A 26317-nucleotide genomic window follows, 5' to 3' on the forward strand; every position below is an offset into this window, starting at 1 on the left:
TCGCCGCACCGGCCGAAAGCCCAAGTACGTCCAGTACGAGGACTTCCGGCCGGCACACCGAGAGCACGCACCGGACGCCGCTCCTTGACGGGCAAGCGTTGCCTGCCGCGGCACTAGTTGCCGTCCAGGTCCAGGGCGGGCGGCGCGGGCATCGCGTTGTTCAGGGCGATGATCTGCTCGTCCTTCGTGGCGGGCTCGCTCGGCATGGCGTTGTTGAGCGAGACGATCTGCGCGTCCTTGGTGGTCGGCTCGCTGGGCATCGCGTTGTTCTGCGGAGAGACGGTCGCGTCCTTCGTCAGGTCGTCGCTCATGGTCCTTCAGTTCCTCTGCTGTGGTGACGAGTGAGGAACGCCCGTCCGGAAGCTCCCCCCGAGGGCGTCCGGACGAGCGCTCGGAGCCGCACATTAGCCGTAGGGCTCCTGGCCGGACCGCCTGCCCCCCGACGCGACGGTCTGACTCCCGAAACAGTGCCGGGCGGCGATAAACAAACGCTGAACGCCCGACCCGCGCCCCAGGCGTTCAGCCCGCGGACGTCGGCGCGAGGAGCGTGCGCACGACCTGGGCCTCCGGAGCGGCGCTCTGCTCGAAGAGGTTGAGCGCCTCGCGCCAGCAGGCCTTGGCCCGGTCCGCCTGGCCCAGCCCGGCGAGGGTGCGACCCAGCAGCGTCAGGACGTTCCCGCGCATGCGGTCGCCGCCGATGACTCCCAGGGTGAGCGCCACCTCGGCGTGCTGGGCCGCCTGGGCGGGGCGTCGCGCGGCGAGGTGCACCTGTGCGATGCGGAAGTTGGTCACGCCTTCCCACAGCCGCTGCCGGTGCTCCTTGAAGATGCGCAGGGCGTCGGCGAACTCGTGGAGCGCCTCGCCGTACCGGTCGGCCTGGGTCAGCGCGACCCCCAGCGCGAAGTGGCTGTTGGCGAGGCGCACCGACCGGCCGATCTCGCTGTGCGCCGCGAGGCCGTGGCGGGCGATCTCGACGGCCTTGGCGGTGTCGCCCATCCCCAGGTACGCGCGGGACAGGTTGCCGAGGGCCGTGGCCTCGAAGGGCCGGTTCTGCGCCGCCCGCAGGCCTTCGAGGGCCTGGTCGAAGAACACCTTGCCGTCGGCGAACCGGCCCTGGTGCAGGCAGATGAGTCCCCGGTTGTTGGCCACCCAGCTGACGGCGGTGGCGTCCCGGGCGTTGTCGGCGAGCTCCATGGCGACCCGGGCCTCGTCCTCCGCCTCCTCGATGCGGCCGGAGACCAGGAGGACATCGCTGAGGACGGTCCGGGCCCTGCCCTCCGCCCGTTCGTCGGCCATGGTCCGGGTGGCGTCGCAGGTGGCCCGCGCCGTCATCTCGTACTGGTACGAGCTGGCTCCCGACTCGGTCAGGTCCTTGGCCGCCCAGAGAAGATCGACGGCCCTGCGCAGCCGCTCGGTCCCCGCGGCCTGTCGGACGCAGGCCAGCAGCGGCCCCGCCTCCGTGTACAGCCAGTCGAGGGCGGCCGCCCCCTCGGTGAGGCGCAGCCCCGGGTACCGCGTGGGCTCCAGGTGGTCGACGAGCCGGTCCATGGGGTGCTCGATCTCGTACACCTGTGCGGTCGTCGCCAGATAGAAGTCCAGCAGCCGCGACAGCGCCGTCTTTCGCTCACCGGCCGGCGACTCGTCCCGCTCCGCGCACGCACGCGCGTAGAGCCGTACGAGGTCGTGGAAGCGGTAGCGGCCGGGAGCCGCCGACTCCAGCAGGGAGGTGTCGACAAGGGACTCCAGGAGGTCCTCGGTGTCCTCGGCCGCCAGGTCCAGCACGGCCGCCGCTGCCGCCAGGGAGATGTCCGGGCCGTCCGCCAGGCCCAGCAGGCGGAAGGCGCGGGCCTGCGCCGGTTCCAGTTGGCCGTAGCCCAGCTCGAAGGTGGCCTTCACGGCCAGGTCGCCGGCCTGGAGCTCGTCGAGTCTGCGCCGCTCGTCCGCGAGCTTCCTGGCCAGCACCGTCACCGTCCAGGTGCGGCGGGCGGCCAGCCGGGAGGCCGCGATGCGGATCGCCAGCGGCAGGAAGCCGCAGGCCGCCACCACGTCGAGGGCCGCCTTCCGCTCCGCGGCCACCCGCTCCTCGCCGACGATCCTGGTGAACAGGGCCAGCGCCTCGTCGGGGGACATGACGTCCAGGTCGACGAGGTGCGCGCCCGCCAGGTCCACCATCCGCACCCGCGCGGTGACCAGCGCCGCGCAGCCCTCGGTGCCGGGCAGCAGCGGGCGCACCTGGGCCGCGTCCTTCGCGTTGTCCAGCAGCACGAGGACCCGACGGCCGTCCAGCAGCGAGCGGTACAGCGCGGCCCGCTCCTCCAGGGAGTCGGGGATCGCAGAGTCGGCGGTGCCCAGGGCCCGCAGGAACGAACCGAGGACCGTCTCCGGCTCCGCGGCCCGGGGGCCCGCGCCCTGGAGGTCCACGTACAGCTGCCCGTCGGGGAAGGCCGAACGGGCCTGGTGGGCCACGTGCACGGCGAGCGTCGTCTTGCCCACGCCGCCGATGCCGGCCAGCGCCGACACCGCCATCACCCGGCCGCCGTGCGCGCCCCGCCCGCCTCGCCGCCGTTCGTCGCCGGTGCCCGCCAGCACCTCGCTGAGCTCGGTCACGAAGGACGCGCGGCCGGTGAAGTCGGGCACGGTCGCCGGGAGTTGCGCCGGACGGACCCGCACCACCGCCGGTTCCGCGGTCGGCTCCGTCGGCTCGGCGAGCTCCGGGTCGGCCTGGAGGATGCGGCGCTGCAACTCCCGCAGCCCCGCCCGCGGGTCCACGCCCAGCTCCTCCGCCAGCAGCCGCCGGGTGTCCGCGTACACCGCGAGCGCCTCCGCCTGCCGGCCGCCCCGGTACAGCGCCAGCATCAGCAGCTCGCGCAGCCGCTCGCGCAGCGGGTACGCGGCCGTCAGCGCCGTGAGCTCGGAGACCGCCTCGGCGTGGCAGCCCTGCTCCAGGTCCATGTCCAGGCGGGATTCGAGGAGGCCGAGCCGCCACTCCTCCAGCCGGACGCGCTGCGCCTCCGCGTACGGTCCGGGGACGCCGGCCAGCGCCTCCCCGTCCCACAGCCCCAGGGCGCGGTTCAGCACTTCACGGGCCTGGGACAGGTCCCCGGCCGCCTTCGCCTTCTCGGCCGCCGCCGCCCACTCCTGCGCCACCGTCAGGTCCAGCGCCCCCGGGCCCAGCCCGCGCACCGCGTATCCGCCGGACTCGCTCACCAGGACGCCCGGGTCCAGTGCCTTCCGCAGCCGCGAGGCGTACGTCCGCACCGCCGCCAGGGCCTGCGACGGCGGATCCTGGCCCCACAGGGCGTCGATCAGTTCGGCGGCCGTCGCCGTGCGGCCCGCGCGCAGCAACAGGGCGGTCAACAGGGCGCGTTGCTGGGGGGAGCCGGTGGCAAGCTGCTCGTCCCCGCGCCGTGCGCGCACCGGGCCGAGCACGGCGAAGCGCAGCGCCGCCGACTCCTCGGGGGAGGCGGGGCGCCACTGCTCCGGCACACGCGGGCCGCCGTGTCCTACCCGGTCGTCCATCAGGGCTCCCTTTAGGCATCCGAATTACCTGTTCAGTTTGCCCTGTCCATGCCGGAACCGTCAGCTTCCCGTCTTGGTGTCCGGGAGGCGGACAGGAGTCCACACATCCCTCACCTCTCGTGTGCACACATCCCCGCAGAGTCGATCAGGTCCGGCCCGGACCACTAGCTGACGATCCGTCAGATCGGCGCTACCGTGCCCACATGGAGACCACACCGACGAGTACGACGCCCGCCACGCCCCTCCCGCTGATCATCTCCGTCGACGACCACACCGTGGAGCCCGGCACCGTCTGGCAGGACCGCCTCCCGAAGAAGTACCTCGACACCGGACCCCGCGTGGTCCGGGCCCCGCTGAAGGAGATGACCTTCCTCGGCGGCCGCTTCAAGCCCGTCATGGGCGAGCCCGGCGACGACGGCCCCATCGGCGACTGGTGGATCTACGAGGACCTGCACCGCCCGCTCACCCGCCTCGACACCGCCGTCGGCTTCAGCCGGGACGAGATCAAGCTGGAGGTCATCACCTTCGAGCAGATGCGCCCGGGCTCCTACGACGTCCCGTCCCGCCTCGCCGACATGGACGTCAACCACGTCCAGTCGGCCGTCTGCTTCCCCACCTTCCCGCGCTTTTGCGGCCAGACCTTCACCGAGGCCGCCGACCACGAACTGGGCCTGCTCTGCGTGCGCGCCTACAACGACTGGATGGTGCAGGAGTGGTGCGGCCCGCAGGCCCGGGGCCGGCTCATCCCGCTCACCCTCATACCCCTCTGGGACGCCGAGCTGGCCGCGGCGGAGGTCCGGCGCAACGCCGCCCGCGGGGTCCGGGCGGTCGCCTTCTCCGAGATCCCCCCGCACCTCGGCCTGCCCTCCGTCCACACCGACTACTGGGACCCGTTCCTCGCCGCCTGCGACGAGACCGGCACGGTCGTCGCCATGCACATCGGCTCCTCCAGCCGCATGCCCTCCACCTCCGCCGACGCCCCGCCGGCCGTCGGCTCCACCATCACCTTCGCCAACTGCTGCTTCTCGATGGTCGACTGGCTGATGAGCGGCAAGTTCGAACGCTTCCCCGACCTGAAGGTGATGTACGCGGAGGGCCAGATCGGCTGGATCCCCTACATCCTGGAGCGCGCCGACGTGGTGTGGGAGGAGAACCGGGGCTGGGGCGGGGTCGCCGACAAGGTCCACCGTCCCCCGTCCGAGCTGTTCGCCGACCACGTCTACGGCTGCTTCTTCGACGACGCCTTCGGTCTGCGCAACCTCGACTCCATCGGCCTCGGCAACGTCCTCTACGAGACCGACTACCCGCACTCCGACTCCACCTGGCCGAAGTCCCGGGAGGTCGGCGAGGCGCAGATGGGGCACCTGGACCCGGAGGTGGTCGAGCGGATCGTCCGGGGCAACGCGATCGACCTGCTGGGGCTGACCCCCGACGGCCTGTGGAGCCCGCGGTGAGCCTCGCCTACGGCATCCAGCTCCCCGTCCAGTCCCAGTCCACGATCTACGCCGAGCCGTGGGAGGCGGACGCCGGTCCCGCCGACCTGGTGGCGATCGCGCGGGCCGCCGACCGGGCCGGGTTCGCGTATGTCGCCGGCTGCGACCATGTGGCGATCCCGCGTCGGCTCGCGGAGGCGATGAGCACCGTCTGGTACGACCCCGTCGCCACCCTCGCCCATCTCGCCGCCGTGACCGAACGCGTCCGGCTGCTGGCGCATGTCGCGGTCGTCGGCCTGCGGCACCCGCTCGTCACGGCGAAGCAGTACGCCACCCTCGACCACCTCTCGGGCGGCCGGCTGATCCTCGGGGTGGGGGCCGGACACGTACGGGAGGAGTTCGAGGCGCTCGGGGTGGACTTCGAGCGGCGGGGGGCCGTCCTCGACGAGACGCTCGACGCGCTGGGGGCCGCGCTGGGGGAGGAGGAGTTCCCGGTGCATCACGGGAAGCTGTACGACTTCGAGGGGCTCGGGCAGCGGCCCCGCCCGGCCCAGGCGCGCGTCCCGCTGTGGGTCGGCGGATCCTCCCCGGCCGCCGTGCGCCGGGCAGCGCTCAAGGGGGACGGCTGGCTGCCCCAGGGCGACCCGAGGGAGCGGCTGCCCGCACAGATCGATCGGATCCGACGGCTGAGGGCCGAGGCGGGGATCGACGCCCCGCTCACGATCGGAGCCATCGCCGAGCCGCTCTACGTCGGCGTCCCCGACTGGGACGTAGGCCGCCGCACCCTCACCGGGACGCCGGAGGCCCTCGCCCGGTCGCTGCGCGCCTACCGGGCGATGGGCGTGCACCAGATACAGGTGCGGTTCCGCTGCCGCGGCCGTGCTGAACTCACCGACCAGATCGAGGCGTTCGGCGCGGAGGTGGCCCCCCTGCTCTCGGACGGCCCGCAGGACGGCCCTTCTTGAACCTTTGAACATGTCCACGCCGAGCCGCGTATGTACGAACGTACGGACGTGCGGCCGCACGGCCGTGCTGGCTCCCGGCGGAAGGACCCGTGAAGTGCGATCCACCGAGCGCCCCTCCCAGCGACTCTCCGTCGCGCTCGCCTGCGCGGAGGGCGACTGGCCGGACGACGGCTGGCCGGCCCCGGACGACCCCTACGTGGGCCGGGCCGTGCGGCTCTCGCCGCCCTTCCGCGTCCCCGGCGGCGTGGACGTGGTCGTCGTGCGCTGCGAGGACCCGGTGGCCGTACTGCGGGGCCGGGGCCTGGAGGCCGACGGCGTCCCGGTGATCTTCATCAGCCCCCGCCGGGACACCCAGACGGTGGTCGAGGTGTTCCGGAGCGGGGCGGGCTATCTGGCCGAGGGCGACTACTGCGCCCACATGCTGTCCTCTGCGGTCGTGGCGGCCACCGTCGGGCACACCTACCTCTCGCCGTCCGCGTGCGCCGCGCTGCGGGACGGGGTCCGGCGGATGCCCACGGACGGCGTCGCCGGCGGTGGCGTCGGCGACGGCGTCGAGCGGCTGCGGGCGCTGCTCTCACCGCGTGAACGGCAGGTCATGGAGCTGCTGTCGACCGGTCTGGGCGCGCAGGAGATCGGGCTGAGATTACGGCTGAGCGAGAAGACCGTCCGCAACAACCTCAGCAACATCTACGCCAAGCTGGACGCGCGGGGCAGCACGGACGCGGTGCTGCGCTGGCTCGGGGCCACACCGCCCACGTCCGTGCTTCGCGTCTGAGAACGAGTCAGTCGCTCATCCCTGCGCCGGAATATCCGCCGGTGAGATCTCCACGTCGGTGACGTTGTCGCCGCCCTCGCCGAATCCGGGCTCCGCCCTGAGGCTGTTGCCCGAGTTGACGATTCCGTTCGCCTCGGGAGTTCCGCATTTCACGTTGCGGAGCCAGAGTCGACCGTCCGGAGTTCCGTTCTTCAGGATCTGCGGATAGAAGACGTGCACCGTCGCGGCGCCCTCGCTCGGTGCGAAGAACACCTTCTGGCCGTCCTGCGCCTCGTTGTACGTGGCCCGCAGGAATCCGCTCACGTCGGTTCGCTTCGCGGACCACATGAAGAAACCGATGCTGTCCGCCTGGACGGTGTCGGTGCGGCTCAGTTCGAGGCTGGTCGTCTTGTCGTCCGTCGTGATGTTGAATTCCGAGGTGTTGAAACTGACGCCGATCTCGAAGATCGAGCCCGCCAGTTTCGAGTCGGCCGCGGCGACGAACCCGTCCTCCAGCTGAACGGTCCGGCTGACGGACGTGCTCACCTTGAAGGACTTCGAAGCGGTGCCGGTCGATCCGCAGTTGTCGGTCACCGCGGAGACCCGCTGATTGGGCCCGAGGCTGTTCCGTTTGTTCTGGACCGGGACGAAATCGCAGTCCGCCAGTCCGGCCGAGTTCGACGCGCAGTCGGCGGTCACCTCGGAGGGGGTGGCGGCGCCCGCCTGGTTCATCAGCGGGACGGCCACGGCGAGGGCGGCGACCGGGGCCAGGGCGAGAGTGATGCGCTTCTTCTTGCTGCGGTGGCTCTTGGCGCGGCCGGTGCGGCTCATGGGGTTCTCCTGGGAGGGAAAGAGGGGCATTGTCCTGCGGTGATCTGCGCCTGGAAGATCAGCAGTCCTCCAGGACCGCCTTGGATGTGCCGTCGACGAGACCGGGTGCGCCCGCGGCGCCCGGCAGGACGACAGGGCCCTCGACGACCTCCGGCGCGGTGAAGTTCTTCTCCGGGGAGGGGTTCACGGCGAAGCTTCCGGGGTCGGCGTCGATCCGCACCCGCCATTCGCCGGTCATGCGCTGCATCTTCGGTGTGAACTCCATGTGGAGCACCTTTCCGACCGGCACCTCGCGTTCCTCGGTGTCGCCCGCCGAAGCCGACTTCGTGGTCATGTCCAGGGTGCCCTTGTGCTTGAGCCAGGACCCGCTCAAGGCCCCGAAGAGACCTCCTCCGCCGCCTTGTTGGGTGACGGTGTACTTGCCCTGGCCCTGGGCCGTCGACGCCGACCAGCTGATGGAGACCTTCGCCGGTTCGGTGGCGTTCGGCTCGCAGTTCGGGAAATCGATGGACGACTTCTCGGTGGGGCCGTCGAAGGTCTCGAAGTTCGTCTCGACGAAGTCGCAGTTGTCGGCCTGGAACCCGTCCGCGAAAGCGCCGCCGAAGTCGCTCACCGAGCGCTGCTTGCCGTTGACCACCGCGGAGCGCTCGCACATCGACATGATCTGGTCGGGCGTTTTCTCCTCCGCCGCGTTGGCCGAGGGAAGCAGCGCGATGACGGCTCCGCCGGTCGCGAGCGCGGCGCCGATCGCCACGTATCGGACTTTCCTGTTCCGTAGTTTTCTCCTGGCCACGCCGAACTCCGTCCTTGGGGATGTCTTTGCCGAGCTGTGAAGAATTATTGGGGTCCCGTACAGGCCCTGGACAGAGTCAAATGTCCCGACCTTTCGGTCGCTTGATATGTGCTTGTGCAATTCTGTGGCGGTGTACGCCGAGGTCCGACCTACATCTGACGATTCGTCAGCTACGGCGTTACGATGCTGAGCTCCAGCGATGTGAAGGGGGCTCACATGGGCAAGCTCGACGGACGGGTCGTCCTCGTCACCGGGGCCGCGCGGGGCCAGGGCGAGCAGGAGGCGCGGCTGTTCCGGGAGGAGGGCGCGGAGGTCGTCGTGGCCGATGTGCTCGACGAGCAGGGGCAGGCGCTCGCGGACGAGATAGGGGCGCGGTACGTCCACCTCGACGTCGGACGGGAGGACGCCTGGCAGTCCGCCGTGCGCACCGTGCAGGAGACCCACGGCCGGCTCGACGGCCTCGTCAACAACGCCGGCATCCTGCGCTTCAACGCCCTCGTCGACACGCCCCTCGACGAGTTCATGCAGGTCGTGCAGGTCAACCAGGTCGGCTGCTTCCTCGGTGTGAAGACGGTGGCGCCGGTGCTGACGGACGGCGGCACGATCGTCAACACGGCCTCGTACACCGCGCTGACCGGGATGGCGGCGGTGGGCGCGTACGCGGCGACCAAGCACGCGATCCTCGGGCTCACCCGGGTCGCCGCCCTGGAGCTCGCGCCGCGCGGGATCCGGGTCAACGCGATGTGCCCCGGCGCCGTCGACACCGCGATGTCCAACCCGTCCCTGCTGGACCCGGACGCGGACCCCGAGGAGACCTCGAAGGCCCTCGACGGGCTGTATCGCAAGCTCGTGCCGCTCGGCCGGATCGGCCGGCCCGAGGAGGTGGCGAGGCTCGCCCTCTTCCTCACCTCGGAGGACTCCTCGTACATCACCGGCCAGCCGTTCGTGATCGACGGGGGCTGGCTGGCCGGGGTGTCCTTGTTCTGAGACCCGAACCAGTCTACTGACTGGTCGTCAGGTATTGACGGTGCATGCCGCCGGTGCCACAGTCGGCGGCAGTTGAACCTGACGGTGTGTCAGAAACGATTGCTCTTGACTGACTGGGGACGGTGAACCTCCTTGGAATTCGGGCTCTTTGTACAGGGATACGTGGGCAAGCGTGCCGAGACCGATCCGCTGGCCGAGCACAAGGCGCTGATGGAGGAGACCGAGTACGTCATCCAGGCGGACAAGTCCGGGTTCAAGTACGCCTGGGCGTCCGAGCACCACTTCCTGGAGGAGTACTCGCACCTCTCCGCCAACGACGTCTTCCTCGGCTACCTCGCCCATGCGACGGAGCGGATCCATCTGGGCTCGGGCATCTTCAACCCGCTCGCCCAGGTCAACCACCCGGTGAAGGTCGCCGAGAAGGTCGCCATGCTCGACCATCTCACCGAGAACCGCTTCGAGTTCGGCAGCGGACGCGGCGCCGGCTCGCACGAGATCCTCGGCTTCCTCCCCGGGATCACCGACATGAACTACACGAAGGAGATCTGGGAGGAGACCATCGCCGAGTTCCCGAAGATGTGGCTCCAGGACGAGTACGTCGGCTTCCAGGGCAAGCACTGGCAGCTGCCGCCGCGCAAGGTCCTGCCGAAGCCGTACGGGAAGTCGCACCCGGCGATGTGGTACGCGGCCGGGTCGCCGCCGTCGTACGCGATGGCCGCGCGCAAGGGGCTGGGCGTCCTCGGCTTCAGCATCCAGAAGGTCTCCGACATGGAGTGGGTGCTGGAGCAGTACAAGACGGCGGTGGTGAACGCCGAGCCGATCGGTGACTTCGTCAACGACAACGTGATGGTGACGACGACGGCGATCTGTGCGCCCACGCACGACGAGGCGATCCGGATCGCCGTGGACGGCGGGCTGCACTACCTGCCGTCGCTGGTGTTCCGCTACCACGACACGTTCCCGAAGCCCGAGGGCTTCCCCGTCTGGCCGGAGACGCTGCCCGAGTACAACGCCGAGTTCGTCGAACTCCTCATCGAGGAGGAGCTGTTGATCTGCGGCGACCCGGACGAGGTGACGCGGCAGTGCAAGCGGTGGGAGCAGGCGGGCGCTGACCAGCTGTCGTTCGGGCTGCCGGTCGGGGTGCCGAAGGAGGAGACGCTCCAGACGATCCGGTTGATCGGGGAGCACGTGATTCCGAAGATCGACACGGATCCTGTGCATCGGACCACGCGGTTTCGGCAGGGCGCGTAAGCGCCGTGGGCGTGCGGGGCGTGGGCGTGCGGGTCGTGTGGCGACTGCGGGCCCGTCGTGGCTTGTCGCACACACGCGGCGGTGGCCGCATGTCGATACAGCCCCGCGCCCCTGAAAGATCCTGATCACCCCGGAGTCGAGGAGGCGCTGCATGCTCGATCACGTCATCAGGGGCGCGACCGTCGTTGACGGGACCGGCGCGCCCGCCTTCGTCGCCGATGTCGGGATCCGGGACGGGCGGATCGCCGTCGTCGGCCCGGTCGCCGAAGAGTCCCGTACGTCCGAGGACGCCGCCGGGCTCGTCCTCGCGCCCGGGTTCGTGGATCCGCATACGCATTACGACGCCCAGCTGTTCTGGGACCCGTACGCCACCCCGTCCCTGAACCACGGGGTGACCACGGTCGCGGCCGGGAACTGCGGGTTCACGCTCGCGCCCCTCAACGCCGCTCGTCCTGAGGACGCCGACTACACCCGCCGCATGATGTCCAAGGTGGAGGGGATGTCCCTGGTCGCGTTGGAGGAGGGGGCGCCCTGGAGTTGGAGCGGGTTCGGGGAGTACCTGGACGCGCTGGAGGGGCGGATCGCCGTCAACGCGGGCTTCATGGTGGGGCATTGCGCGCTGCGGCGGTATGTGATGGGGCCCAAGGCGGTGGGCGGGCAGCCGAGCGACGAGCAACTGGCCGCCATCGTCAAGCTGTTGCACGAGGCCATGGACGCGGGGGCCTGGGGCTTCTCCACCACCCAGTCCTCGACGCACTCCGACGGGGACGGGCAGCCCGTCGCGTCGCGGCACGCGCTGCCCGCCGAGCTGCTGGCGATGTCGCGGGCCGTCGGCGAGCACGAGGGCACGCAGATCGAGGCGATCGTGGCCGGTTGCCTGGACCAGTTCAGCGACGCCGAGATCGATCTGTTCGTCGAGATGAGCGCGGCGGCCGGACGCCCCCTGAACTGGAACGTCCTCACGATCGACGCGGCCGTCCCGGAGCGGGTGCCCCGGCAGCTGTTCGCGAGCGAGCGGGCGCGCAAGGCCGGGGGGAGGGTCGTGGCGCTGACCATGCCGATCCTCACGCCGATGAACATGTCCCTGGGCACGTTCTGCGCGCTGAACCTGATCCCGGGGTGGGGGCCGATCCTCGCCCTGCCGGTCCCGGAGCGCATCGACCGGCTGCGCGACCCGGAGGTCCGGGCGGAGATGCTGCGACGCGCGGAGTCGAAGGAGGCGGGCGTCTTCCGGCGGCTGGCGAACTTCGGGCGGTATGTCATCGGCGACACGTACAGCGCGGCGAACGAGGGGCTCACCGGCCGGGTGGTGCGGGACATCGCCGCCGAGCGCGGGCTGGACTCCTTCGCCTGCCTGGTCGAGATCTGCGCGGCCGACGAGCTGCGGACGGTCCTGTGGCCGATGCCCACGGACAACGACCCGGACTCCTGGGCGCTGCGGGCGGAGACCTGGCAGCACGAGGACGTCCTGCTCGGCGGCTCCGACGCCGGCGCGCACCTGGACCGCATGTGCGGGGCGCCGTACACCACCCGCTTCCTCGGGGACTGTCTGCGCGGCCGGAAGCTCACCGGTCTGGAACAGGCGGTGAAGATGCTCACGGACGATCCGGCGCGGCTCTTCGGGCTGCGGGAGCGGGGGCGGATCCAGGAGGGCTTCCACGCGGACCTCGTCCTGTTCGACCCGGAGCGGATCGACGCGGGCAAGGCCACCCTGGTGCACGACCTGCCGGGTGACAGTCCGCGGCTGGACTCCAGGGCGATCGGGGTGCGGGCGGTCTGGGTCAACGGTGTGGCGGCCATCCGGGACGACGTCGTGACGGGCGCCGTGCCGGGGCGGGTGCTGCGCTCCGGGCGGGACACCAGGACGGTGAGCACGAGGTGAGCGGTGAGGTGACCGAAGGCGAACCGCCCGAGGGCGAAGTGACCCAGGGCGAAGTGACCCAAGGCGAAGTGACCCAGGGCGAGGTGGCCCAAGGCGGAGCGGCCGAGGGTGAAGTCCCCGACGGGCAGCGGCTGTTCGTGGGCGGGGTCTGGGTCGAACCCGACGGCGGGCACTACGAGATCGTCGACCCGGCGACCGAGGGGACCGTCGGGTGGGCCCCGGAGGCCTCGCGGGATCAGGTGCGGGCGGCCTGCGCCGCAGCCCGCGAGGCCTTCGGGCCGTGGTCGCGCACCTCGCCGGAGGAGCGCGCGGCGGTGCTCGGCCGGGCCGCGGACATCATCCGCGCCCGGCTGGTGCCGTACGCCACGCTCGCCCAGGCGGAGACGGGCGCGACGACCGGGACCGCGCGCGGGATGCAGGTCGGGGTGGGCGTGGCCCGCTTCAGGCGCTACGCGCGCGTGGAGCCCGCCGAGTGGCCGATCCCGCCGCAGATCAACGAGGCCGGCCCGATGGGCAAGGCCGGGGTGATGGGCGCGGTGGCCGTCCGGCAGCCGGTCGGGGTCGTCACCTGCATCACCTCCTACAACAACCCCTGGGCGAACCCGGCGGGCAAGATCGCCCCCGCCCTCGCCATGGGCAACACGGTGGTGGTGAAGCCGGCCCCGCAGGACCCCCTGTCCGTCTACCGGATGGCGGAGGCGCTGGAGGCGGCGGGCGTGCCGCGCGGGGTGGTGAACGTGGTCTCCGGGCGCGCGGTCGGCATCGGCGAGACGGCGGTGTCGTCCCGGGACGTCGACATGGTGAGCTTCACCGGCTCGACGGCCGTCGGACAGCGCATCGCCGAGGTGTGCGGCCGGGACATGAGACGCCAGTTGATGGAGCTGGGCGGGAAGGGCGCGGCGGTCGTCCTGGACGACGCGGACGTCGGCTCGGCGGTGGCCGGCATCGGGACGACCTTCTCCTTCTACAGCGGCCAGATCTGCACGGCCCCCACGCGGGTGCTGGCGCAGCGCGGGGTGTACGACCGGCTGGTGGAGCAACTGGCCGCGTATGCAGGTCGGTTGAAGGTGGGAGATCCGAGGGAGGCGGGGACGGTCGTCGGGCCGGTGATCTCGGCCGCGCACCGGGACCGGGTGGAGGCGTACGTCGAACTGGGCCGGAAGGAGGGGGCGGTGGTCGTCGCGGGAGGCGAACGCCCGTCCCTGGACCGGGGTTTCTACGTCGCCCCGACCCTCCTCGCCGACTGCACGAACGACATGCGGGTGGCCCGGGAGGAGATCTTCGGACCGGTGGTGACGGTCGTCCCGTTCGACGAGGAGGACGAGGGCGTCGCCCTGGCCAACGACAGCGACTACGGCCTCATCGACTACGTCTGGTCGGCCGACGTGGCCCGCGCCTTCCGGGTGGCCCGGCAGCTGCGGGCCGGGGGCGTCGGCATCAACACCGTGGGCCGCAACATGGAGGCCCCGTTCGGCGGGTTCAAGAGAAGCGGCGTCGGCCGGGACGTCGGCTCGTACGCGCTGCACGCGTACAGCGAGGTGCAGGCGATCGTCTGGCCGGGATGACGTGCATGGCGTGCATGACCCGCATGGCGTGCACGTCGTGACTGACGTGCATGACTGACGTGCCCTTTGGAGCCACGGGGCTGTCCCGGGCGTGCAGACAGGGTGGGGCCGGAGGCCCAAAACCGGCCAGTAGCCTCCGAATCGCGCGGGCGGGCACGTAGCGTCCCGACGCGGGAGACACGGACAGCAGTTCTGTCCATTCGACGTGTCTACCCCTGAAGGACATACAGAAAACGTTCTGGAGACCACACTTGAAGCTCGCCAAGCGTCTCGCCCTCACCACCACGGCCGTCGCCGTCGCGACCGCCGGTACCCTCCTCGCCACGACGGCCGATGCCGCGCCCGCGCAGTCGTCCGTCACCCCGGTCAAGGCTCCCGCCGCCCTCAAGGTGCCGGACGGCAACCGTCTCACCGGCGTCTTCGACGCCAAGGGCGTCCAGACCTACACCTGCACCGACGGCGCCTGGAAGCTCCTGGAGCCCGCCGCCACCCTGTCGGCCAAGAGAGACCGCGCGCACCGCCCGGTCGCGCTGCACTCCCGCGGCCCGGTCTGGGTCTCCACGGTGGACGGCAGCGCCGTCAACGCCGCGGCGGCCGTCACCTCCCCGAAGGCCGGCACCATCCCCGAGCTGCTCCTGAAGGCCACCGCCACGCGCGGCGCGGGCGTCTTCGCGGACGTCAGCTACATCCAGCGCCTCGACACGACCGGCGGGGTGGCCCCGGCCACGGCCTGCACGGGCGCCGACCAGGTCAGCGTGCCGTACACGGCCACGTACACGTTCTACAAGCCGGCGAAGTGACCCGAGCCGCGCGGTAGGCGGTGACACCCGCGCGGTAGGCGGTGGCAACGGCAGCGGCCCCCTACGGATCCGAGGAAGGATCCGTAGGGGGCTGTGTCGTGTCCGGTGCTATGCGTGATCCGGCTTCGGCTCGGCAGTGCCGTCCGCGGCCGCCCCGGGTTTCGTGTGGAGGATGTCGCGGGCCTGTTCCGCGGCGCGGGTGATGCTCTCCGAGACGAAGTCGAGGTAGCGGGCGATGTTCTCGAGGCGGACGGCGGCCGGGGTCCGGACGCCGAGGACGCCGACGCCCTGCCGTGCGGTCTCGGCGACCTGGGCGGTGCCGCGGGCGCTGGCCATCATCGAGTCGTACATGATGTCGTCGTCGACGACGTAGCGCTCGCGGCGGCGTTCGTCGCGTTCCCGGCGGACCATGCCCTGGCTGTCGAGGAACGCGACCGCCTTGGAGACGGACGCCGGGCTGACCTGGAGGCGCTGGGCGAGTTCGGACGCGGTGAGGCTCCCCGAGTCCGTGAGCAGGAGGCCGGCCAGCACCCGGGCCATCATCGTGGGCGTGCCCGACTGTATGAACACGGTGGTGAGCACCTCCTCGTACGCGCGCACCGCCTCCGCGTCGCGCCCGTGGGGCTGCGGGGGCGCCTTCGGGTCGCGGGGCGCGGTCTGCCTGCGGCGGTGGGCGCGGTGTTCGGTGGCGCGGTGGGCGAGTTCGGCTCGGTAGGCGGTGGGGCCGCCGTTGCGCATCACCTCACGCGTGACCGTCGAGGTCGGGCGGTCGATGCCTCTGGCGATCTCCGCGTAGGCGAGGCCGTCGGCCAGGCCCAGCGCGATCTGCTGGCGTTCCTGCTGGGTGAGCCTGCCTCCCGGCATCGCGGTCTCCTTCGTGCTCCGTGGCGCTCCGTGGCGCTCCGTGGTGCTCCGTGGTGTCTCCCAATATAGCGTTCACTCCCGTTTCATTGCAACGCGCCCGGTCTGGCTATTGCGTTAGTCGCCAGTCCGTTGCAACGATTTATCTGCTCTCACCTGCGTCAATGCTATTTCTATGCAACGACTACGTTGCCAAGTTCATGAACGCAACGTAGCTTTTCGTTCATCGGAAACAGCGACTCCAAGGAGAGCAAGATGCAGAAGTTCGACACCCCCGCCCCCGTCTCCACCGTCCTCGACATCCCCGCGGGTCGTATCCGGTTCATCGCCGCCGACCGCTCCGACACCACGGTCGAGGTCCTGCCCGCGAACGCCTCCAAGAGCCGCGATGTGAAGGCGGCGGAGCAGATCACGGTCGCCTACGCGGACGGCGTCCTGCGGATCGAGGCCCCGGCCGCGCAGAACCGGATCCTCGGCTCCTCCGGATCCGTCGAGGTGACCGTCCAACTGCCCGCCGGCTCCCGCGTCGAGGCCAAGGCCGCCAGCGCCGAGTTCCGGGGCGTCGGACGGCTCGGCGACGTCGCCTTCGAGGGCGCGTACGGCCCGCAGGACGCGGTCAAGCTCGACGAGGCCGCAAGCGTCCGCCTCACCGCCCTCGCCGGCGACGTCTCGGTCGGCCGCCTGAGCGGCCCGGCGGAGATCAGCACCCAGAAGGGCGACCTCCGCGTCGCCGAGGCCCTGACCGGCACGCTCACCCTGAGCACCCAGCACGGCGACATCTCGGTCGGCGCGGCCCACGGCGTCTCCGCCTCCCTGGACGCCGGCACCGGCTTCGGCCGGATCCACAACACCCTCAAGAACGCCGACGGCGCCGACGCCGGCCTGACCATCCACGCCACCACCGGCTACGGCGACATCACCGCCCGCAGCCTCTGACGGTCACCCCAAACCTCTGAAGCAGCCTCTGAAGGAGCACCCATCATGACCAGCTTGGCCATCGCGGCGAACGGGCTGCGCAAGTCCTACGGCGACAAGGTCGTGCTCGACGGCGTCGACCTGGCCGTGCCCGAGGGAACGGTCTTCTCCCTGCTCGGCCCGAACGGCGCCGGCAAGACCACCGCCGTGAAGATCCTCTCCACGCTCATCACAGCCGACGGCGGGCAGGCCCAGGTCGCGGGCCGCGACCTGGCCGCCGAACCGCAGGCGGTGCGTGCGGCGATCGGCGTCACCGGACAGTTCTCCGCCGTCGACGGTCTGATCACCGGCGAGGAGAACATGCTGCTCATGGCGGACCTGCACCACCTGCCCCGCAGTGCGGGACGGCGGGCCGCCGCCGAGCTGCTGGAGCGCTTCGACCTGGTGGAGGCCGCGAAGAAGCCGGCCGCCGGCTACTCCGGCGGCATGAAGCGCCGCCTGGACATCGCGATGACCCTGGTCGGCGGCCCGCGGATCATCTTCCTCGACGAGCCGACCACCGGCCTCGACCCGCGCAGCCGCCACAACATGTGGCAGATCATCCGCGAACTGGTCTCCGACGGGGTGACGGTCTTCCTCACCACCCAGTACCTGGAGGAGGCCGACCAGCTCGCCGACCGCATCGCCGTGCTCAACGACGGCCGGATCGCCGCCGAGGGCACGGCCGAGGAGCTGAAGCGGCTGATCCCGGGCGGGCACGTCCGGCTCCGCTTCACCGACCCGGCCGCCTACCGGTCCGCCGCCTCCGCGCTGGGCGAGGTCGCCCGGGACGACGAGGCACTCGCCCTGCAGATCCCCAGCGACGGCAGCCAGCGCGAACTGCGCACCCTCCTCGACCGGTTGGACGCGGCCGGCGTCGAGGCCGACGAACTGACCGTGCACACCCCCGACCTCGACGACGTCTTCTTCGCCCTCACCGGCAGCGCCGACGTCCCCAGCCAGTCCAGCCAGTCCAGCCGGTCCAGCCGGTCCAGCCGGTCCAGCCAGTCCAGCCAGTCCAGCCCGTCCAGCGAGTCCAAGGAGTCTGTCCGATGAGCGCCCTCTCCCTCGCCGTGCGCGACTCGTCCACGATGCTGCGCCGCAACCTGCTGCACGCCCGGCGCTACCCCTCCCTCACCCTGAACCTGCTGCTCACCCCGGTCATGCTGCTGCTGCTCTTCGTCTACATCTTCGGCGGCACGATGGGCGCCGGCATCGGCGGCAGCGGCGACCGCTCCGCCTACATCGCCTACATCGTCCCGGGCATCCTGCTGATGACGATCGGCAGCACCGTCATCGGGGCCGCGGTGTCCGTCGCCACCGACATGAACGAGGGCATCATCGCCCGCTTCCGCACCATGGCCATCCACCGCGGCTCCGTGCTCATCGGGCACGTCCTCGGCAGCGTCCTGCAGTCCATCGCCAGCGTGGTCCTCGTCGGCGCCGTCGCCGTGGCCATCGGCTTCCGCTCCACCGACGCCACCGTCCTGGAATGGCTGGCGGCGTTCGGACTGGTCGCCCTCTACGCCCTGGCGCTCACCTGGATCGCGGTCGGGATGGGCATGGCCAGCCCGAACGCCGAGGCGGCCAGCAACAGCGCGATGCCGCTGATCCTCCTGCCGCTCGTCTCCAGCGCGTTCACCCCGGTCGACGCGATGCCGGGCTGGTTCCAGCCGATCGCCGAGTACCAGCCGTTCACCCCCGCCATCGAGACCCTGCGCGGCCTGCTCCTCGGCACCGAGATCGGCCACAACGGCTGGCTCGCCGTCGGCTGGTCCCTCACCCTGGCCGCCCTCGGCTACCGCTGGTCGACGGCATCGTTCAATCGCGACCCGAAGTAACGGCCATGACAGCGCGGGCCACGCCCCGCAACCCGTTCCGTGACTTGCTCCGCAACCCGCCTCGCCCCAGGGCGGCGTACCCCGACACCACGTCGGCGCACGCCGCCCTGTCGGCGTTCAAGCCGCTGCGCCATGGTCACCGCCACGAAGGCAACGTACGGTGATGCGCATGGAACGCATGGTGACGGTCGAGAACGGCGAGGTCTGGGCAGTCGAGACGGGGGCCGGGGGCCAGGGCCTGCCCGTGGTCCTGCTCCATTCCGGGGTCGGGGACTCCCGTCTCTGGGACCCCGTCCGGCCCCACCTGACCGGTCTCCCCCGCCTGATCCGGTACGACGCCCGCGGGTACGGCAACTCGCCGAAGCCCACGGCCCGGTACAGCCAGCGCGCGGACCTGCGAGCCGTCCTCGACCACTTCGGCGTGGAGCGCGCCGTGCTCGTCGGGTCCAGCATGGGCGGCCGGACGGCGATCGGGCTGGCGGTGGACGAGCCCGGCCGGGTGGCGGGGCTCGGACTGCTGGTGCCGGGCGTCTCGGGCTACCCCGACCTGGAGGTGCGGGAGGTGACCGAGCAGATCGAGACCCTGGCCGAGGCCGGGGACATGGACGGCCTCGTCGCCCTCGCGCTGCGCCTGTGGGGAGCGGCGGGCACACCCCCCGACCCGGAGGCCACGGCCGCCCTGCGCGCGGCGATCCCGGCCTGGTTCACGACCTACGGCCACGAGGCCGAGGAGCCTGCGCTGTTCGACCGTCTCGGCGAGCTGGACCTGCCGTGCGCGTTGCTGCTGGGCGAACGGGACCAGCCCCAAGTGGTGCGCTGCAACGAGGAGATGGCCGCCCGCATCCCCGGCTGCGAGCTGCTCCGCCACCCGGACTGCGACCACTTCCCGACGCTGCGCGCACCGCACGCGGTGGCGGAACTGGTGACGAGCCTGTACGAGCGGGCGGCCTGAGCCGAGGCCGACCCCGGCCGACCCAGGCCGCCGTCAGTCGGTCAGGTCCACCCGTACGGTGAGCAGCCCCGTCCCCAGCGCCCGTACGGCCGTGCTGTTGGCCTTGGGCAGGGTGCGCAGACGGGCGACCGGGTCGTCGTCGGGCAGCAGGTGGGCGGTGCCGTGGTGCCACCGCCCGCCGATCCGCACCCGCACGCGCGGATCGGCCTGGATGTTGCGGACGTACTGCGACCGCTCCCCGAACTCCGAGACCAGCCAGAACGAGTCGCCCTCGCGCCGGCCGCCCAGCGGGGTGCGGCGGGGCAGGCCGGAGACCCGGCCGGTGGTCTCCAGGAGCGTGTGGAACGGCAGGCGGCGCATGAGCGGGTTGGCGAGGTACCGCTGGACGGCGGTGGTCGCGCGGAAGCGGAGGTCGGTGGGCCGGGCCATGATCCGTGGGACTCCTTCGCAGGCAGAATCGGCTGCTGTTGCTTCAATGGTCCCCGACGCCTTCTGCGTGACGAGAGCGGGTGGCTGCACATGCGCGTGGTGACCTGGAACCTGTGGTGGCGGTTCGGCCCGTGGCGGGAACGTCGGAGGGCGATCCTGTCGGTGTTGCGCGAGCTGCGCCCCGACCTCGTCGGCCTCCAGGAGGTGTGGGCGGCCGGCGACGAGAACCTCGCCGAGTGGCTGGCCGGCGAGCTGGGCCTGCACTGCACGTGGGCGCGGTCGCCGTCCCCGGAACGCTGGCGGAGGCGCATCGGCGACGAGGGCGACGGGGTCGACATCGGCAACGCGGTGCTGAGCCGCTGGCCGGTGGCGGAGCAGGAGACGTTGCTGCTCCCCACACCCCCCGACCTGGCCGACGGCCGCCTGGCCCTCTACGCGCGCGTGGCCGCCCCCGCCTTCGACGTCCCCTTCTTCACCGCCCACCTCACGTCGGTCACGCACGCGTCGGCGGCGCGCCGTGCCCAGGTGACCGCGCTGGCGGGGTTCGTCGCCCGGTATCGCACAGGCACCCCGTTCCCGCCCGTCGTCACCGGCGACTTCAACGCCTGGCCGGACTCCGACGAGGTGCGCGTCTTCGGCGGCACGAGGACCGCGCCGGCCGTCCCCGGCCAGGTCCTCTACGACGCCTGGGACTACGCCGCCCCGACCGCCCCCGCGGCCACCTGGACCCCCGAAAACCCCTACGCGGCCCGCGCGTTGGAACCACCGGCCCGCATCGACTACATCCACGTGGGTCTGCCCGGCCCGACCGGCGAGGGCCACGTCCGGAAGGTGTGGCGGGCGGGCCACGGCCCCGTCGACGGGGTCTGGCCCTCGGACCACGCGGCGGTGGTCGCGGACCTGGCGAAGGGTCAGTCCGCTTCCGTATCGAACGCCTGAGCGACGGCGAGACTGTCCTCGTAGACGTGATGCCGCACGACGAGACCGTCTTCGATCGTGAGGTGCAGCGCGAACCGGGCGCGGTAGGCCCGTCCGGTGGAGCGGGCGGTCTGGCGGATCTCGCCGAGCACGACCGCGTCGTCCCCGTCGACGAGGATGCGCTCGATCTCGGTCGCCGCCTCCCCGGGCACGTGGTGCTCGGCGAGCTCGCGGTAGTGGGCGGCGGCGTCGGCACGGGTGGACCGGCGCCGGATCCACGGCGTGGCGCTCCGCACACGGCCGTGCTCGTCCTCGGGCCAGTCCAACTTCCAGTCACCCGGCTCCGCGTACAACTCCGCGATGCGCTCGGGATCCCCCTCGCCGATCCGCCGCAACAGTTCCTGCACCGCGGCGCGGGTGGTGGTACGCGTGGCTGACGACTGCGTGTCTGACGACAAGGCCGATCCCTCCCCATCTGGAACCGCGTCCGGCTGGCGCGGAGAGGCTGTCATTCTGACCGGCGGCGACAGGCCCACGCGATTACCCCCCACGTAAAGTCGATGAACACCCTTGATGGGCCGGGGAGTTGGCCGGTACGCCGTTGGCAGAGAATCCGTTGGCGCTCTCCGGAGGGGATCTTCACACTGGTCGCACACAACGGAGGGAAACCCATGAACCAGCACCGCGCCGCCCTGCTCATAGCGAGCATCGCTCTCACGCCGGCCATCCTCTTCACGACCCCGGCGTTCGCCACGGCCCCGACGACCCCGACGACCACAACGGCAACGGCCACAACGGCAACGACCGCGACGGCGACGTCCGATACGCCGGTGGACGAGATGTCAGAGGACGACCTCCGCATCGCGGTCCTGCGCATCCTGGCGGACGAGGACAGCGGCAAGGCGGTCGTCCGAGAGGCCAACAAGGCCCTCGACGGCACCGTCGAGGACCTGCGCACCTTCCTGAAGACCGGCTACCGCCTGGCCCGGTTCGAGGACGACCGCGTCGCCGTCGTCCGCATCCTGGGAGACAAGGACTCCGGCAGGCGCGTCGTCCGGGAGGCCACGAAGGCCCTGGAGATCGATACCCCGGAGGCCCTGCGCGCCTTCCTGGAGACCGGCTACCGTCTGGCCCAGGCCGAGGACGACCGCGTCGCCGTCGCCCGCATCCTGGCCGACCCGACCATCAGCAAGGCCCTCCGGGCGGCTGCCGAACAGGCCATCGACGGTACGCCGGAGGAACTGCGGGACTTCCTCGAGGTCGGGCAGTACGAGGTGAACGGCTAGGCGGCACTAGCCTCCCCGCCGATCAAGATCGGAACGGGGAGTCGATGGCCATGTCGAGCAGGGGCGCGGGTGCCGCCACAACGTCGCTCTGCGCACTCGTGTCCGTGCTCGCGCTCTTGCTCATGACGGGCTGCGCGTCGGGCTCCGACGAGCCCACGAGCCATCCCACGCAGGACGCCACCGTCACCGCCGAGATCGGCGAACGCTTCACGCTTTCGGTCCCGGAGAACTCGTCGACCCGCGAGCACTGGTACCTGGTCGCCCCGAAGCCGGACGCCGCGGTGGTCCGCGCCGCCGACCGACGCTACGAGGCGGCCGACGACGGAAGGTCGGTCGGCGGCGACGGCACCCTGGTCTTCACCTTCGAGGCCACGGGCAAGGGCAGCACGCAGATAGTGCTCCTGCACTGCACGTTCCCGACAGCGGGGACGACAGCCTGCGGCGGCGACGGCTCCTCGGCAGTGGCGGAGCCGGCCCGGATCACGTACACGGTGACGGTCGACTGAACGCGTCGAGCAGCGCGGCGAAGGCGGCGGGGGTGGTGGAGAGGACGGAGCGGGCGGGGTCGGCGGATTCGGTGAGGTGGATGGCGCCGGGGTCGGCGGTCGCGGATATGTGGACGCACGATTCGCCTTGCCCGCAGTAGGACGACTTCTGCCAGGTGTGGGTGGGCATCGGCTCCCCTTACAGGTCGTGGATGAGGTCGCGGATGAAGTCGCGGGACTTCGATGGCTCCAGTGCCACGCGCTCCATACGGTCCAGCAGGATGCGGTACATCTCCAACTGTGCCTCCGCGTCGAGGAGTACGGGGCCATGGGACTGGTCGAGTGAGACCGTGTCGAGCTGAGGCATGAGGCCGGACGCGTAGTGGATGTTCTGTCCGGATCCGGGGTAGGCGCCGATGGCGAACGGGATCACCTGGACGGTGATGTGCTCGCGTTCGCTCTGCTCCAGGAGGTGCTCAAGCTGTCGCTTGGCGGCAGACGGTCCGCCGACGGGCACGCGCAGAGCGGCTTCGTGAATGACGGCGCTGAACGGGATCGGGTCGTTCCGGTCCAGGAGCGCCTGGCGCTGGAGCCGGTGGCTCACGCGGAGTTCGATGTCCGATCGTGAGAACTCGGGTACGACCTGCCGGAAGATCTCGCGAGCGTGGTCGGTGGTCTGGAGCAGCCCCGGGATGTGCGCGGTGTTGGCGGACCGCAGCGCAGTGGCGTGATGCTCCAGTTCGGCGATGTTCAGAAGCGCCGGCGGCAGCACCTCCCGGAACGTCTCCCACCATCCGCGGGTCTGGCGTGCGCGGACGACGTCGGAGTATCGGTGCTCCGCTACCTGGGCGCATCCAAGGGCGGCAAGCTGCTGTGGGCGGACTGCGGGGGCGGGACGAAGTGACGATCACGCGATGCCCGGCCCGGCAGAGCAGCGCCATACTGGGAAGTGGAGCCATGACCGTCCACCAGGAGCAGACCATGAGCGCACAGCCCGAGCACGGCTGGGGAGCGATGCCCCTCCCGGAGATCCGGACCGTGGACGACCTGCGCAGCGCCCTCAGCCGCTACGGCTTCCCGGGAGACAGGGAGCGGTTCGAGGAGGAGCTGGCGACGGCCATAGGAGCTTCGCTCACGAACGATTTCGAGGGTGCCGCGGCGGTGGTGCGGGCCTACCGACACCGCATCCTGATCAGGAACTCGCCCGAGATCATGGCGGCCCTGGAGGACGCGCGCGCCGGTGGGGGCAAGGCGTGAGCGAAGTCCCGCTGGAAGAGGCCGAGCCCGCGAGGAAGGCGATCGGTGATCTGACGGAGGGGGAGCGGGACGTCGTCCGGGACGCGCTCATGTTGATCGCCCGCGACCCGGCGGCCGGTCGCGCGATCCCAGGTTGGCGGCCCCCCTCGGTGGAGTAGACGTACACGACACCCCTCGCCCGTGACTCGGCCGAGGCGATCACGGTCGTGTACACGCACGTCCCCGGCATGGGAGTGACGGTCGTCTACTACTTCCGTGATCCCCAAGTGGTGGACTGACCGCCGGCACCGAGTTATCTGAGCGCATCCAAGGGCAGCAAGCTGCTGGGTGACCGTTGCGCGTTCGGCCAGAACCACTCGTCCCCCGACGATGTCTGGGTAGGCGTGGCGACTTCCCTCTTCCTGGTTCTGACTCTCGCGCCGTTCCTGACGCCGTTCGTCGTCGTGGGCGCCGGCCTGGCGCTCGCCGTGCGGGCGTGGCGGCGGGAGTTGGGCGCCGGGTGGCGCGTGCCGAGTGTGCGGTCCTGTGTGCTGGTGACGGTCATGGCCGGGGCCGCCGCTCTCGGCGCGTATGCGTGGGGCGTGATGTCCGGCTTCTACATCCTGGACCCGGATCAGCTGTGCGCGGCTCGGGGCGCGGCCGGCGAATACGTCGTGACGCGGATGACGCTGCCGGTCAGCGTGCAGTGCGTGACGGAGGAGGGCGCGGGGACCGAGATCGTGCCGGACTGGGTGAACCCGGTCGTCTTCGGAGGTCTGGCGGTCTGTGTGCTCGCCGTCGGGGCGGCAGTCTCCTCAGGGATTCGCCGGTACGCCGCCGGTCGTTCCGATCGGCCCGTCGGCCCGGGATGATCAACGCGTGGACATCGCTGAACAGTTGACCCGGGCCGCGTGGGAAGGCGACGCCGGCCTCGCCGCCCGGCTGCTCGGTGCGGGCGCCGACCTGAACGCCACGAACCGTGAGCACCGGACCGCGCTGGACCTCGCCGTGCACGCGGGGCACGCCGAAGTGGTCCGGGTGCTGCTCGCGGCCGGGGCCCCCTTGGACGGGCCGGCGGGGCCGTACCACGAGCTCAACCTGATGTGCCTGGCGGCGATGTGCGGGCGTACGGAGGTCGTCGCACTCCTTCTCGACGCCGGGGTCCGGGTCGACGAACGCAACCGGGACGGTCTCGTGCCGGTGGTCGTGGCCGCCGGCGGCGGGCATCGGGAGACCGTGGCGCTGCTCCTGGACCGGGGCGCGGACGTCGACGACCGGCGTATGCGGAACGGCACGACACCCCTGGGCGTCGCGGCCTGGGGCGGGCATGCGGAGGTCGTGCGGCTGCTGCTCGACCGCGGTGCGCGGCCCACGGCCCGCGCGCTCGCGTCGGCGCGCAGCGCCTTCGGGCATCGCCCGGAGGACCGGGAGCGGTACGAGCTCGTCATCGCCCTGCTCACTCCGGGAACACCGGGTTAGAGCAGGCCTGTACCAGGCCTGTACCAGGGCTGGACGTCATCGATTCCGACCAGTCGGTATGGACACGTGCCCCGTCTCCCGGTACAGATGACAACGTCACCCGCCGACCCACCCACCCGAAGCCGCCGTACGCAGCGAAAGGCCCCCCATGCGCATCGCCGTCACGATCTTCCTCACCGACGAGACGATCACCCCCACCCGCCTCGCCCGTGAACTGGAGCAGCGCGGGTTCGCCGGGCTCTACCTGCCCGAGCACACGCACATCCCCGTCGAGCGGTCGACTCCCTACCCCGCAGGCGGCGACCTGCCCCGCGAGTACGGCCGCACCCTCGACCCCTTCGTCGGCCTCGGCCAGGCCGCGGCCGTGACGGAGACGCTGGGACTCGGCACCGGCATCACGCTCGTGGCCCAGCACGACCCGATCGACCTGGCCAAGCAGATCGCGACCGTGGACCACCTCTCCGGCGGCCGGCTCACCCTCGGCCTCGGCTACGGCTGGAACGTGGAGGAGGCCGCCGACCACGGCGTCGAGTGGCGGACCCGCCGGGACCTGGTCCGGGACCGGATGCGGCTGATGCAGGCCCTGTGGGCGGAGGAGCCGACGGCGTACGAGGGCGAGTTCGGGAGCGTCCGGGCCAGTACCGCGTACCCCAAGCCCGTGCAGAAGCCGCGCGGCCCGGTCACCGGCCCCCGCACCCTCATCGGCGGCGCCGCGGGCCCGAAGCTGTTCGCGCACATCTGCGAGTACGCCGACGGCTGGCTGCCGATCGGCGGCCGCGGCCTCTCCGAGTCCCTGCCGGTGCTGCGCGCCGCGTGGGCCGACGCCGGGCGTGAGCCGGAAGCGCTCCAGGTCGTCCCGTACGCGGTCCAGCCGTCGCCGGGCAAGCTCGCGCACTACGCCGAGCTCGGCATCGAGGAGGTCGTGGTGCAGCTGCCGCCGGTGGGGGAGGCGGAGGCGCTGCGCGCGCTGGACGAGCTCGCGCCGTACCTCTAGGACGCCTCTAGGTGACTGGTGTTAATCGTTGGGGCTCGCGTTGGGGCTTCGGCCTGTGTCAGGCTCAGGGCCGTTGGTCGCTGGGTGTGGGGAGAGGTTGAG

29 protein-coding genes are annotated in these 26317 nt (G+C 71.3%); 20 read left to right on the forward strand and 9 right to left on the reverse strand.

What is annotated here, in order from left to right:
* Positions 1 to 113 precede the first annotated feature (113 nt).
* Together AB0J04_RS37755 and AB0J04_RS37760 are read right to left on the reverse strand one after the other, a co-directional pair.
* The gene (locus tag AB0J04_RS37755; RefSeq protein ID WP_363173148.1) at positions 114 to 311 is read right to left on the reverse strand and encodes a hypothetical protein; all 198 of its coding nucleotides are present in this window, start codon (positions 309 to 311) and stop codon (positions 114 to 116) included.
* Between the two features lie 208 nt (positions 312 to 519).
* Positions 520 to 3519: a BTAD domain-containing putative transcriptional regulator gene (locus AB0J04_RS37760; RefSeq protein WP_363173149.1), complete on the reverse strand. Its 3000-nt coding sequence runs from the start codon at positions 3517 to 3519 to the stop codon at positions 520 to 522.
* A 203-nt stretch (positions 3520 to 3722) separates the two neighbouring features.
* On the opposite strand from AB0J04_RS37760, the gene AB0J04_RS37765 reads away from it, so the two are divergent.
* The 3 genes from AB0J04_RS37765 to AB0J04_RS37775 all read left to right on the forward strand — a co-directional run bounded on the left by AB0J04_RS37765 (position 3723) and on the right by AB0J04_RS37775 (position 6692).
* Positions 3723 to 4973, forward strand: coding sequence for an amidohydrolase family protein (locus AB0J04_RS37765; protein ID WP_363173150.1), 1251 nt, complete (start codon positions 3723 to 3725; stop codon positions 4971 to 4973).
* A complete protein-coding gene (locus AB0J04_RS37770; RefSeq protein WP_363173151.1) occupies positions 4970 to 5917 on the forward strand; it encodes an LLM class F420-dependent oxidoreductase in 948 nt (315 codons plus the stop codon). Before AB0J04_RS37765 ends, AB0J04_RS37770 begins: the two co-directional genes overlap by 4 nt.
* A gap of 94 nt (positions 5918 to 6011) precedes the next feature.
* A complete protein-coding gene (locus tag AB0J04_RS37775; protein ID WP_363173152.1) occupies positions 6012 to 6692 on the forward strand; it encodes a response regulator transcription factor in 681 nt (226 codons plus the stop codon).
* A 15-nt stretch (positions 6693 to 6707) separates the two neighbouring features.
* On the opposite strand, the gene AB0J04_RS37780 is transcribed toward AB0J04_RS37775, so the two are convergent.
* Entirely contained in the window at positions 6708 to 7502 is a 795-nt protein-coding gene (locus AB0J04_RS37780) for a hypothetical protein (protein WP_363173154.1), read from the reverse strand.
* 58 nt (positions 7503 to 7560) lie between these two features.
* Positions 7561 to 8256 (reverse strand): hypothetical protein, encoded by a 696-nt coding sequence (locus tag AB0J04_RS37785; protein WP_363173155.1) that lies wholly within the window; start codon positions 8254 to 8256, stop codon positions 7561 to 7563.
* Between the two features lie 255 nt (positions 8257 to 8511).
* On the opposite strand from AB0J04_RS37785, the gene AB0J04_RS37790 reads away from it, so the two are divergent.
* The 5 genes from AB0J04_RS37790 (at position 8512) to AB0J04_RS37810 (ending at position 14780) form a co-directional block, all read left to right on the forward strand.
* The gene (locus AB0J04_RS37790; RefSeq protein WP_363173156.1) at positions 8512 to 9282 is read left to right on the forward strand and encodes an SDR family NAD(P)-dependent oxidoreductase; all 771 of its coding nucleotides are present in this window, start codon (positions 8512 to 8514) and stop codon (positions 9280 to 9282) included.
* A 132-nt stretch (positions 9283 to 9414) separates the two neighbouring features.
* The gene (locus tag AB0J04_RS37795; RefSeq protein ID WP_363173157.1) at positions 9415 to 10533 is read left to right on the forward strand and encodes an LLM class flavin-dependent oxidoreductase; all 1119 of its coding nucleotides are present in this window, start codon (positions 9415 to 9417) and stop codon (positions 10531 to 10533) included.
* 151 nt (positions 10534 to 10684) lie between these two features.
* Complete coding sequence (locus tag AB0J04_RS37800; RefSeq protein WP_363173158.1) at positions 10685 to 12415, forward strand: D-aminoacylase; 1731 nt, start codon at positions 10685 to 10687, stop codon at positions 12413 to 12415.
* 83 nt (positions 12416 to 12498) lie between these two features.
* A complete protein-coding gene (locus AB0J04_RS37805; protein ID WP_363173179.1) occupies positions 12499 to 13980 on the forward strand; it encodes an aldehyde dehydrogenase family protein in 1482 nt (493 codons plus the stop codon).
* A gap of 251 nt (positions 13981 to 14231) precedes the next feature.
* On the forward strand, positions 14232 to 14780 hold the full coding sequence (locus tag AB0J04_RS37810; protein ID WP_363173159.1) for a DUF3455 domain-containing protein: 549 nt from the start codon (positions 14232 to 14234) through the stop codon (positions 14778 to 14780).
* Positions 14781 to 14888: 108 nt separating this feature from the next.
* On the opposite strand, the gene AB0J04_RS37815 is transcribed toward AB0J04_RS37810, so the two are convergent.
* A complete protein-coding gene (locus AB0J04_RS37815) occupies positions 14889 to 15644 on the reverse strand; it encodes a helix-turn-helix domain-containing protein (RefSeq protein ID WP_363173160.1) in 756 nt (251 codons plus the stop codon).
* A gap of 252 nt (positions 15645 to 15896) precedes the next feature.
* Here AB0J04_RS37815 and AB0J04_RS37820 point away from each other — a divergent pair, with 252 nt between their 5' ends.
* The 4 genes from AB0J04_RS37820 (at position 15897) to AB0J04_RS37835 (ending at position 19388) form a co-directional block, all read left to right on the forward strand.
* Complete coding sequence (locus AB0J04_RS37820; protein WP_363173161.1) at positions 15897 to 16577, forward strand: DUF4097 family beta strand repeat-containing protein; 681 nt, start codon at positions 15897 to 15899, stop codon at positions 16575 to 16577.
* A gap of 45 nt (positions 16578 to 16622) precedes the next feature.
* Positions 16623 to 17651: an ATP-binding cassette domain-containing protein gene (locus tag AB0J04_RS37825; protein WP_363173162.1), complete on the forward strand. Its 1029-nt coding sequence runs from the start codon at positions 16623 to 16625 to the stop codon at positions 17649 to 17651.
* Positions 17648 to 18436: an ABC transporter permease gene (locus tag AB0J04_RS37830; RefSeq protein ID WP_363173163.1), complete on the forward strand. Its 789-nt coding sequence runs from the start codon at positions 17648 to 17650 to the stop codon at positions 18434 to 18436. The genes AB0J04_RS37825 and AB0J04_RS37830 overlap by 4 nt, the downstream gene beginning before the upstream one ends.
* 169 nt (positions 18437 to 18605) lie before the next feature.
* Positions 18606 to 19388, forward strand: a complete 783-nt coding sequence (locus tag AB0J04_RS37835; RefSeq protein ID WP_363173164.1) for an alpha/beta hydrolase — start codon at positions 18606 to 18608, stop codon at positions 19386 to 19388.
* A gap of 33 nt (positions 19389 to 19421) precedes the next feature.
* On the opposite strand, the gene AB0J04_RS37840 is transcribed toward AB0J04_RS37835, so the two are convergent.
* Positions 19422 to 19817: a nitroreductase/quinone reductase family protein gene (locus AB0J04_RS37840; protein ID WP_363173165.1), complete on the reverse strand. Its 396-nt coding sequence runs from the start codon at positions 19815 to 19817 to the stop codon at positions 19422 to 19424.
* A gap of 90 nt (positions 19818 to 19907) precedes the next feature.
* Between AB0J04_RS37840 and AB0J04_RS37845 the strand changes: the two genes are divergently transcribed.
* Positions 19908 to 20756: an endonuclease/exonuclease/phosphatase family protein gene (locus AB0J04_RS37845; RefSeq protein WP_363173166.1), complete on the forward strand. Its 849-nt coding sequence runs from the start codon at positions 19908 to 19910 to the stop codon at positions 20754 to 20756.
* Here the strand turns inward: AB0J04_RS37845 and AB0J04_RS37850 are convergent.
* A complete protein-coding gene (locus AB0J04_RS37850; protein WP_363173167.1) occupies positions 20729 to 21193 on the reverse strand; it encodes a nuclear transport factor 2 family protein in 465 nt (154 codons plus the stop codon). The two genes, AB0J04_RS37845 and AB0J04_RS37850, sit on opposite strands and share 28 nt — an antisense overlap.
* 213 nt (positions 21194 to 21406) lie before the next feature.
* Here AB0J04_RS37850 and AB0J04_RS37855 point away from each other — a divergent pair, with 213 nt between their 5' ends.
* Both AB0J04_RS37855 and AB0J04_RS37860 read left to right on the forward strand, forming a co-directional pair.
* On the forward strand, positions 21407 to 22021 hold the full coding sequence (locus AB0J04_RS37855; protein WP_363173168.1) for an ALF repeat-containing protein: 615 nt from the start codon (positions 21407 to 21409) through the stop codon (positions 22019 to 22021).
* A gap of 104 nt (positions 22022 to 22125) precedes the next feature.
* On the forward strand, positions 22126 to 22527 hold the full coding sequence (locus tag AB0J04_RS37860) for a protease inhibitor I42 family protein (RefSeq protein WP_363173169.1): 402 nt from the start codon (positions 22126 to 22128) through the stop codon (positions 22525 to 22527).
* Here the strand turns inward: AB0J04_RS37860 and AB0J04_RS37865 are convergent.
* Together AB0J04_RS37865 and AB0J04_RS37870 are read right to left on the reverse strand one after the other, a co-directional pair.
* On the reverse strand, positions 22502 to 22696 hold the full coding sequence (locus tag AB0J04_RS37865) for a DUF397 domain-containing protein (RefSeq protein ID WP_363173170.1): 195 nt from the start codon (positions 22694 to 22696) through the stop codon (positions 22502 to 22504). The two genes, AB0J04_RS37860 and AB0J04_RS37865, sit on opposite strands and share 26 nt — an antisense overlap.
* A gap of 9 nt (positions 22697 to 22705) precedes the next feature.
* Positions 22706 to 23278 carry a DUF5753 domain-containing protein gene (locus AB0J04_RS37870; protein ID WP_363173171.1) on the reverse strand — a complete coding sequence of 191 codons (573 nt, stop codon included), beginning with the start codon at positions 23276 to 23278 and terminating at the stop codon, positions 22706 to 22708.
* A gap of 209 nt (positions 23279 to 23487) precedes the next feature.
* On the opposite strand from AB0J04_RS37870, the gene AB0J04_RS37875 reads away from it, so the two are divergent.
* From AB0J04_RS37875 to AB0J04_RS37895, 5 genes are all read left to right on the forward strand, one after another.
* Entirely contained in the window at positions 23488 to 23763 is a 276-nt protein-coding gene (locus AB0J04_RS37875; RefSeq protein WP_363173172.1) for a hypothetical protein, read from the forward strand.
* A complete protein-coding gene (locus AB0J04_RS37880; RefSeq protein ID WP_363173173.1) occupies positions 23760 to 23921 on the forward strand; it encodes a hypothetical protein in 162 nt (53 codons plus the stop codon). Before AB0J04_RS37875 ends, AB0J04_RS37880 begins: the two co-directional genes overlap by 4 nt.
* Positions 23922 to 24146: 225 nt before the next feature.
* Positions 24147 to 24614: a hypothetical protein gene (locus AB0J04_RS37885; RefSeq protein WP_363173174.1), complete on the forward strand. Its 468-nt coding sequence runs from the start codon at positions 24147 to 24149 to the stop codon at positions 24612 to 24614.
* Between the two features lie 7 nt (positions 24615 to 24621).
* A complete protein-coding gene (locus AB0J04_RS37890; RefSeq protein ID WP_363173175.1) occupies positions 24622 to 25221 on the forward strand; it encodes an ankyrin repeat domain-containing protein in 600 nt (199 codons plus the stop codon).
* A 148-nt stretch (positions 25222 to 25369) separates the two neighbouring features.
* Entirely contained in the window at positions 25370 to 26215 is an 846-nt protein-coding gene (locus AB0J04_RS37895; protein WP_363173177.1) for an LLM class F420-dependent oxidoreductase, read from the forward strand.
* Positions 26216 to 26317 lie beyond the last annotated feature (102 nt).

It is taken from the genome of Streptomyces sp. NPDC050263 (assembly GCF_040655955.1).
Taxonomy (GTDB): domain Bacteria; phylum Actinomycetota; class Actinomycetes; order Streptomycetales; family Streptomycetaceae; genus Streptomyces.

What these genes read in the sequence shown, in the direction of transcription:
- AB0J04_RS37755 (WP_363173148.1), bottom strand. Translation starts at nt 311, where the DNA reads ATGAGCGACGACCTGACGAAGGACGCGACCGTCTCTCCGCAGAACAAC.
- AB0J04_RS37760 (WP_363173149.1), bottom strand. Translation starts at nt 3,519, where the DNA reads ATGGACGACCGGGTAGGACACGGCGGCCCGCGTGTGCCGGAGCAGTGG.
- AB0J04_RS37765 (WP_363173150.1), top strand. Translation starts at nt 3,723, where the DNA reads ATGGAGACCACACCGACGAGTACGACGCCCGCCACGCCCCTCCCGCTG.
- AB0J04_RS37780 (WP_363173154.1), bottom strand. Translation starts at nt 7,502, where the DNA reads ATGAGCCGCACCGGCCGCGCCAAGAGCCACCGCAGCAAGAAGAAGCGC.
- AB0J04_RS37790 (WP_363173156.1), top strand. Translation starts at nt 8,512, where the DNA reads ATGGGCAAGCTCGACGGACGGGTCGTCCTCGTCACCGGGGCCGCGCGG.
- AB0J04_RS37800 (WP_363173158.1), top strand. Translation starts at nt 10,685, where the DNA reads ATGCTCGATCACGTCATCAGGGGCGCGACCGTCGTTGACGGGACCGGC.
- AB0J04_RS37815 (WP_363173160.1), bottom strand. Translation starts at nt 15,644, where the DNA reads ATGCCGGGAGGCAGGCTCACCCAGCAGGAACGCCAGCAGATCGCGCTG.
- AB0J04_RS37820 (WP_363173161.1), top strand. Translation starts at nt 15,897, where the DNA reads ATGCAGAAGTTCGACACCCCCGCCCCCGTCTCCACCGTCCTCGACATC.
- AB0J04_RS37825 (WP_363173162.1), top strand. Translation starts at nt 16,623, where the DNA reads ATGACCAGCTTGGCCATCGCGGCGAACGGGCTGCGCAAGTCCTACGGC.
- AB0J04_RS37830 (WP_363173163.1), top strand. Translation starts at nt 17,648, where the DNA reads ATGAGCGCCCTCTCCCTCGCCGTGCGCGACTCGTCCACGATGCTGCGC.
- AB0J04_RS37835 (WP_363173164.1), top strand. Translation starts at nt 18,606, where the DNA reads ATGGAACGCATGGTGACGGTCGAGAACGGCGAGGTCTGGGCAGTCGAG.
- AB0J04_RS37840 (WP_363173165.1), bottom strand. Translation starts at nt 19,817, where the DNA reads ATGGCCCGGCCCACCGACCTCCGCTTCCGCGCGACCACCGCCGTCCAG.
- AB0J04_RS37845 (WP_363173166.1), top strand. Translation starts at nt 19,908, where the DNA reads ATGCGCGTGGTGACCTGGAACCTGTGGTGGCGGTTCGGCCCGTGGCGG.
- AB0J04_RS37855 (WP_363173168.1), top strand. Translation starts at nt 21,407, where the DNA reads ATGAACCAGCACCGCGCCGCCCTGCTCATAGCGAGCATCGCTCTCACG.
- AB0J04_RS37865 (WP_363173170.1), bottom strand. Translation starts at nt 22,696, where the DNA reads ATGCCCACCCACACCTGGCAGAAGTCGTCCTACTGCGGGCAAGGCGAA.
- AB0J04_RS37875 (WP_363173172.1), top strand. Translation starts at nt 23,488, where the DNA reads ATGAGCGCACAGCCCGAGCACGGCTGGGGAGCGATGCCCCTCCCGGAG.
- AB0J04_RS37895 (WP_363173177.1), top strand. Translation starts at nt 25,370, where the DNA reads ATGCGCATCGCCGTCACGATCTTCCTCACCGACGAGACGATCACCCCC.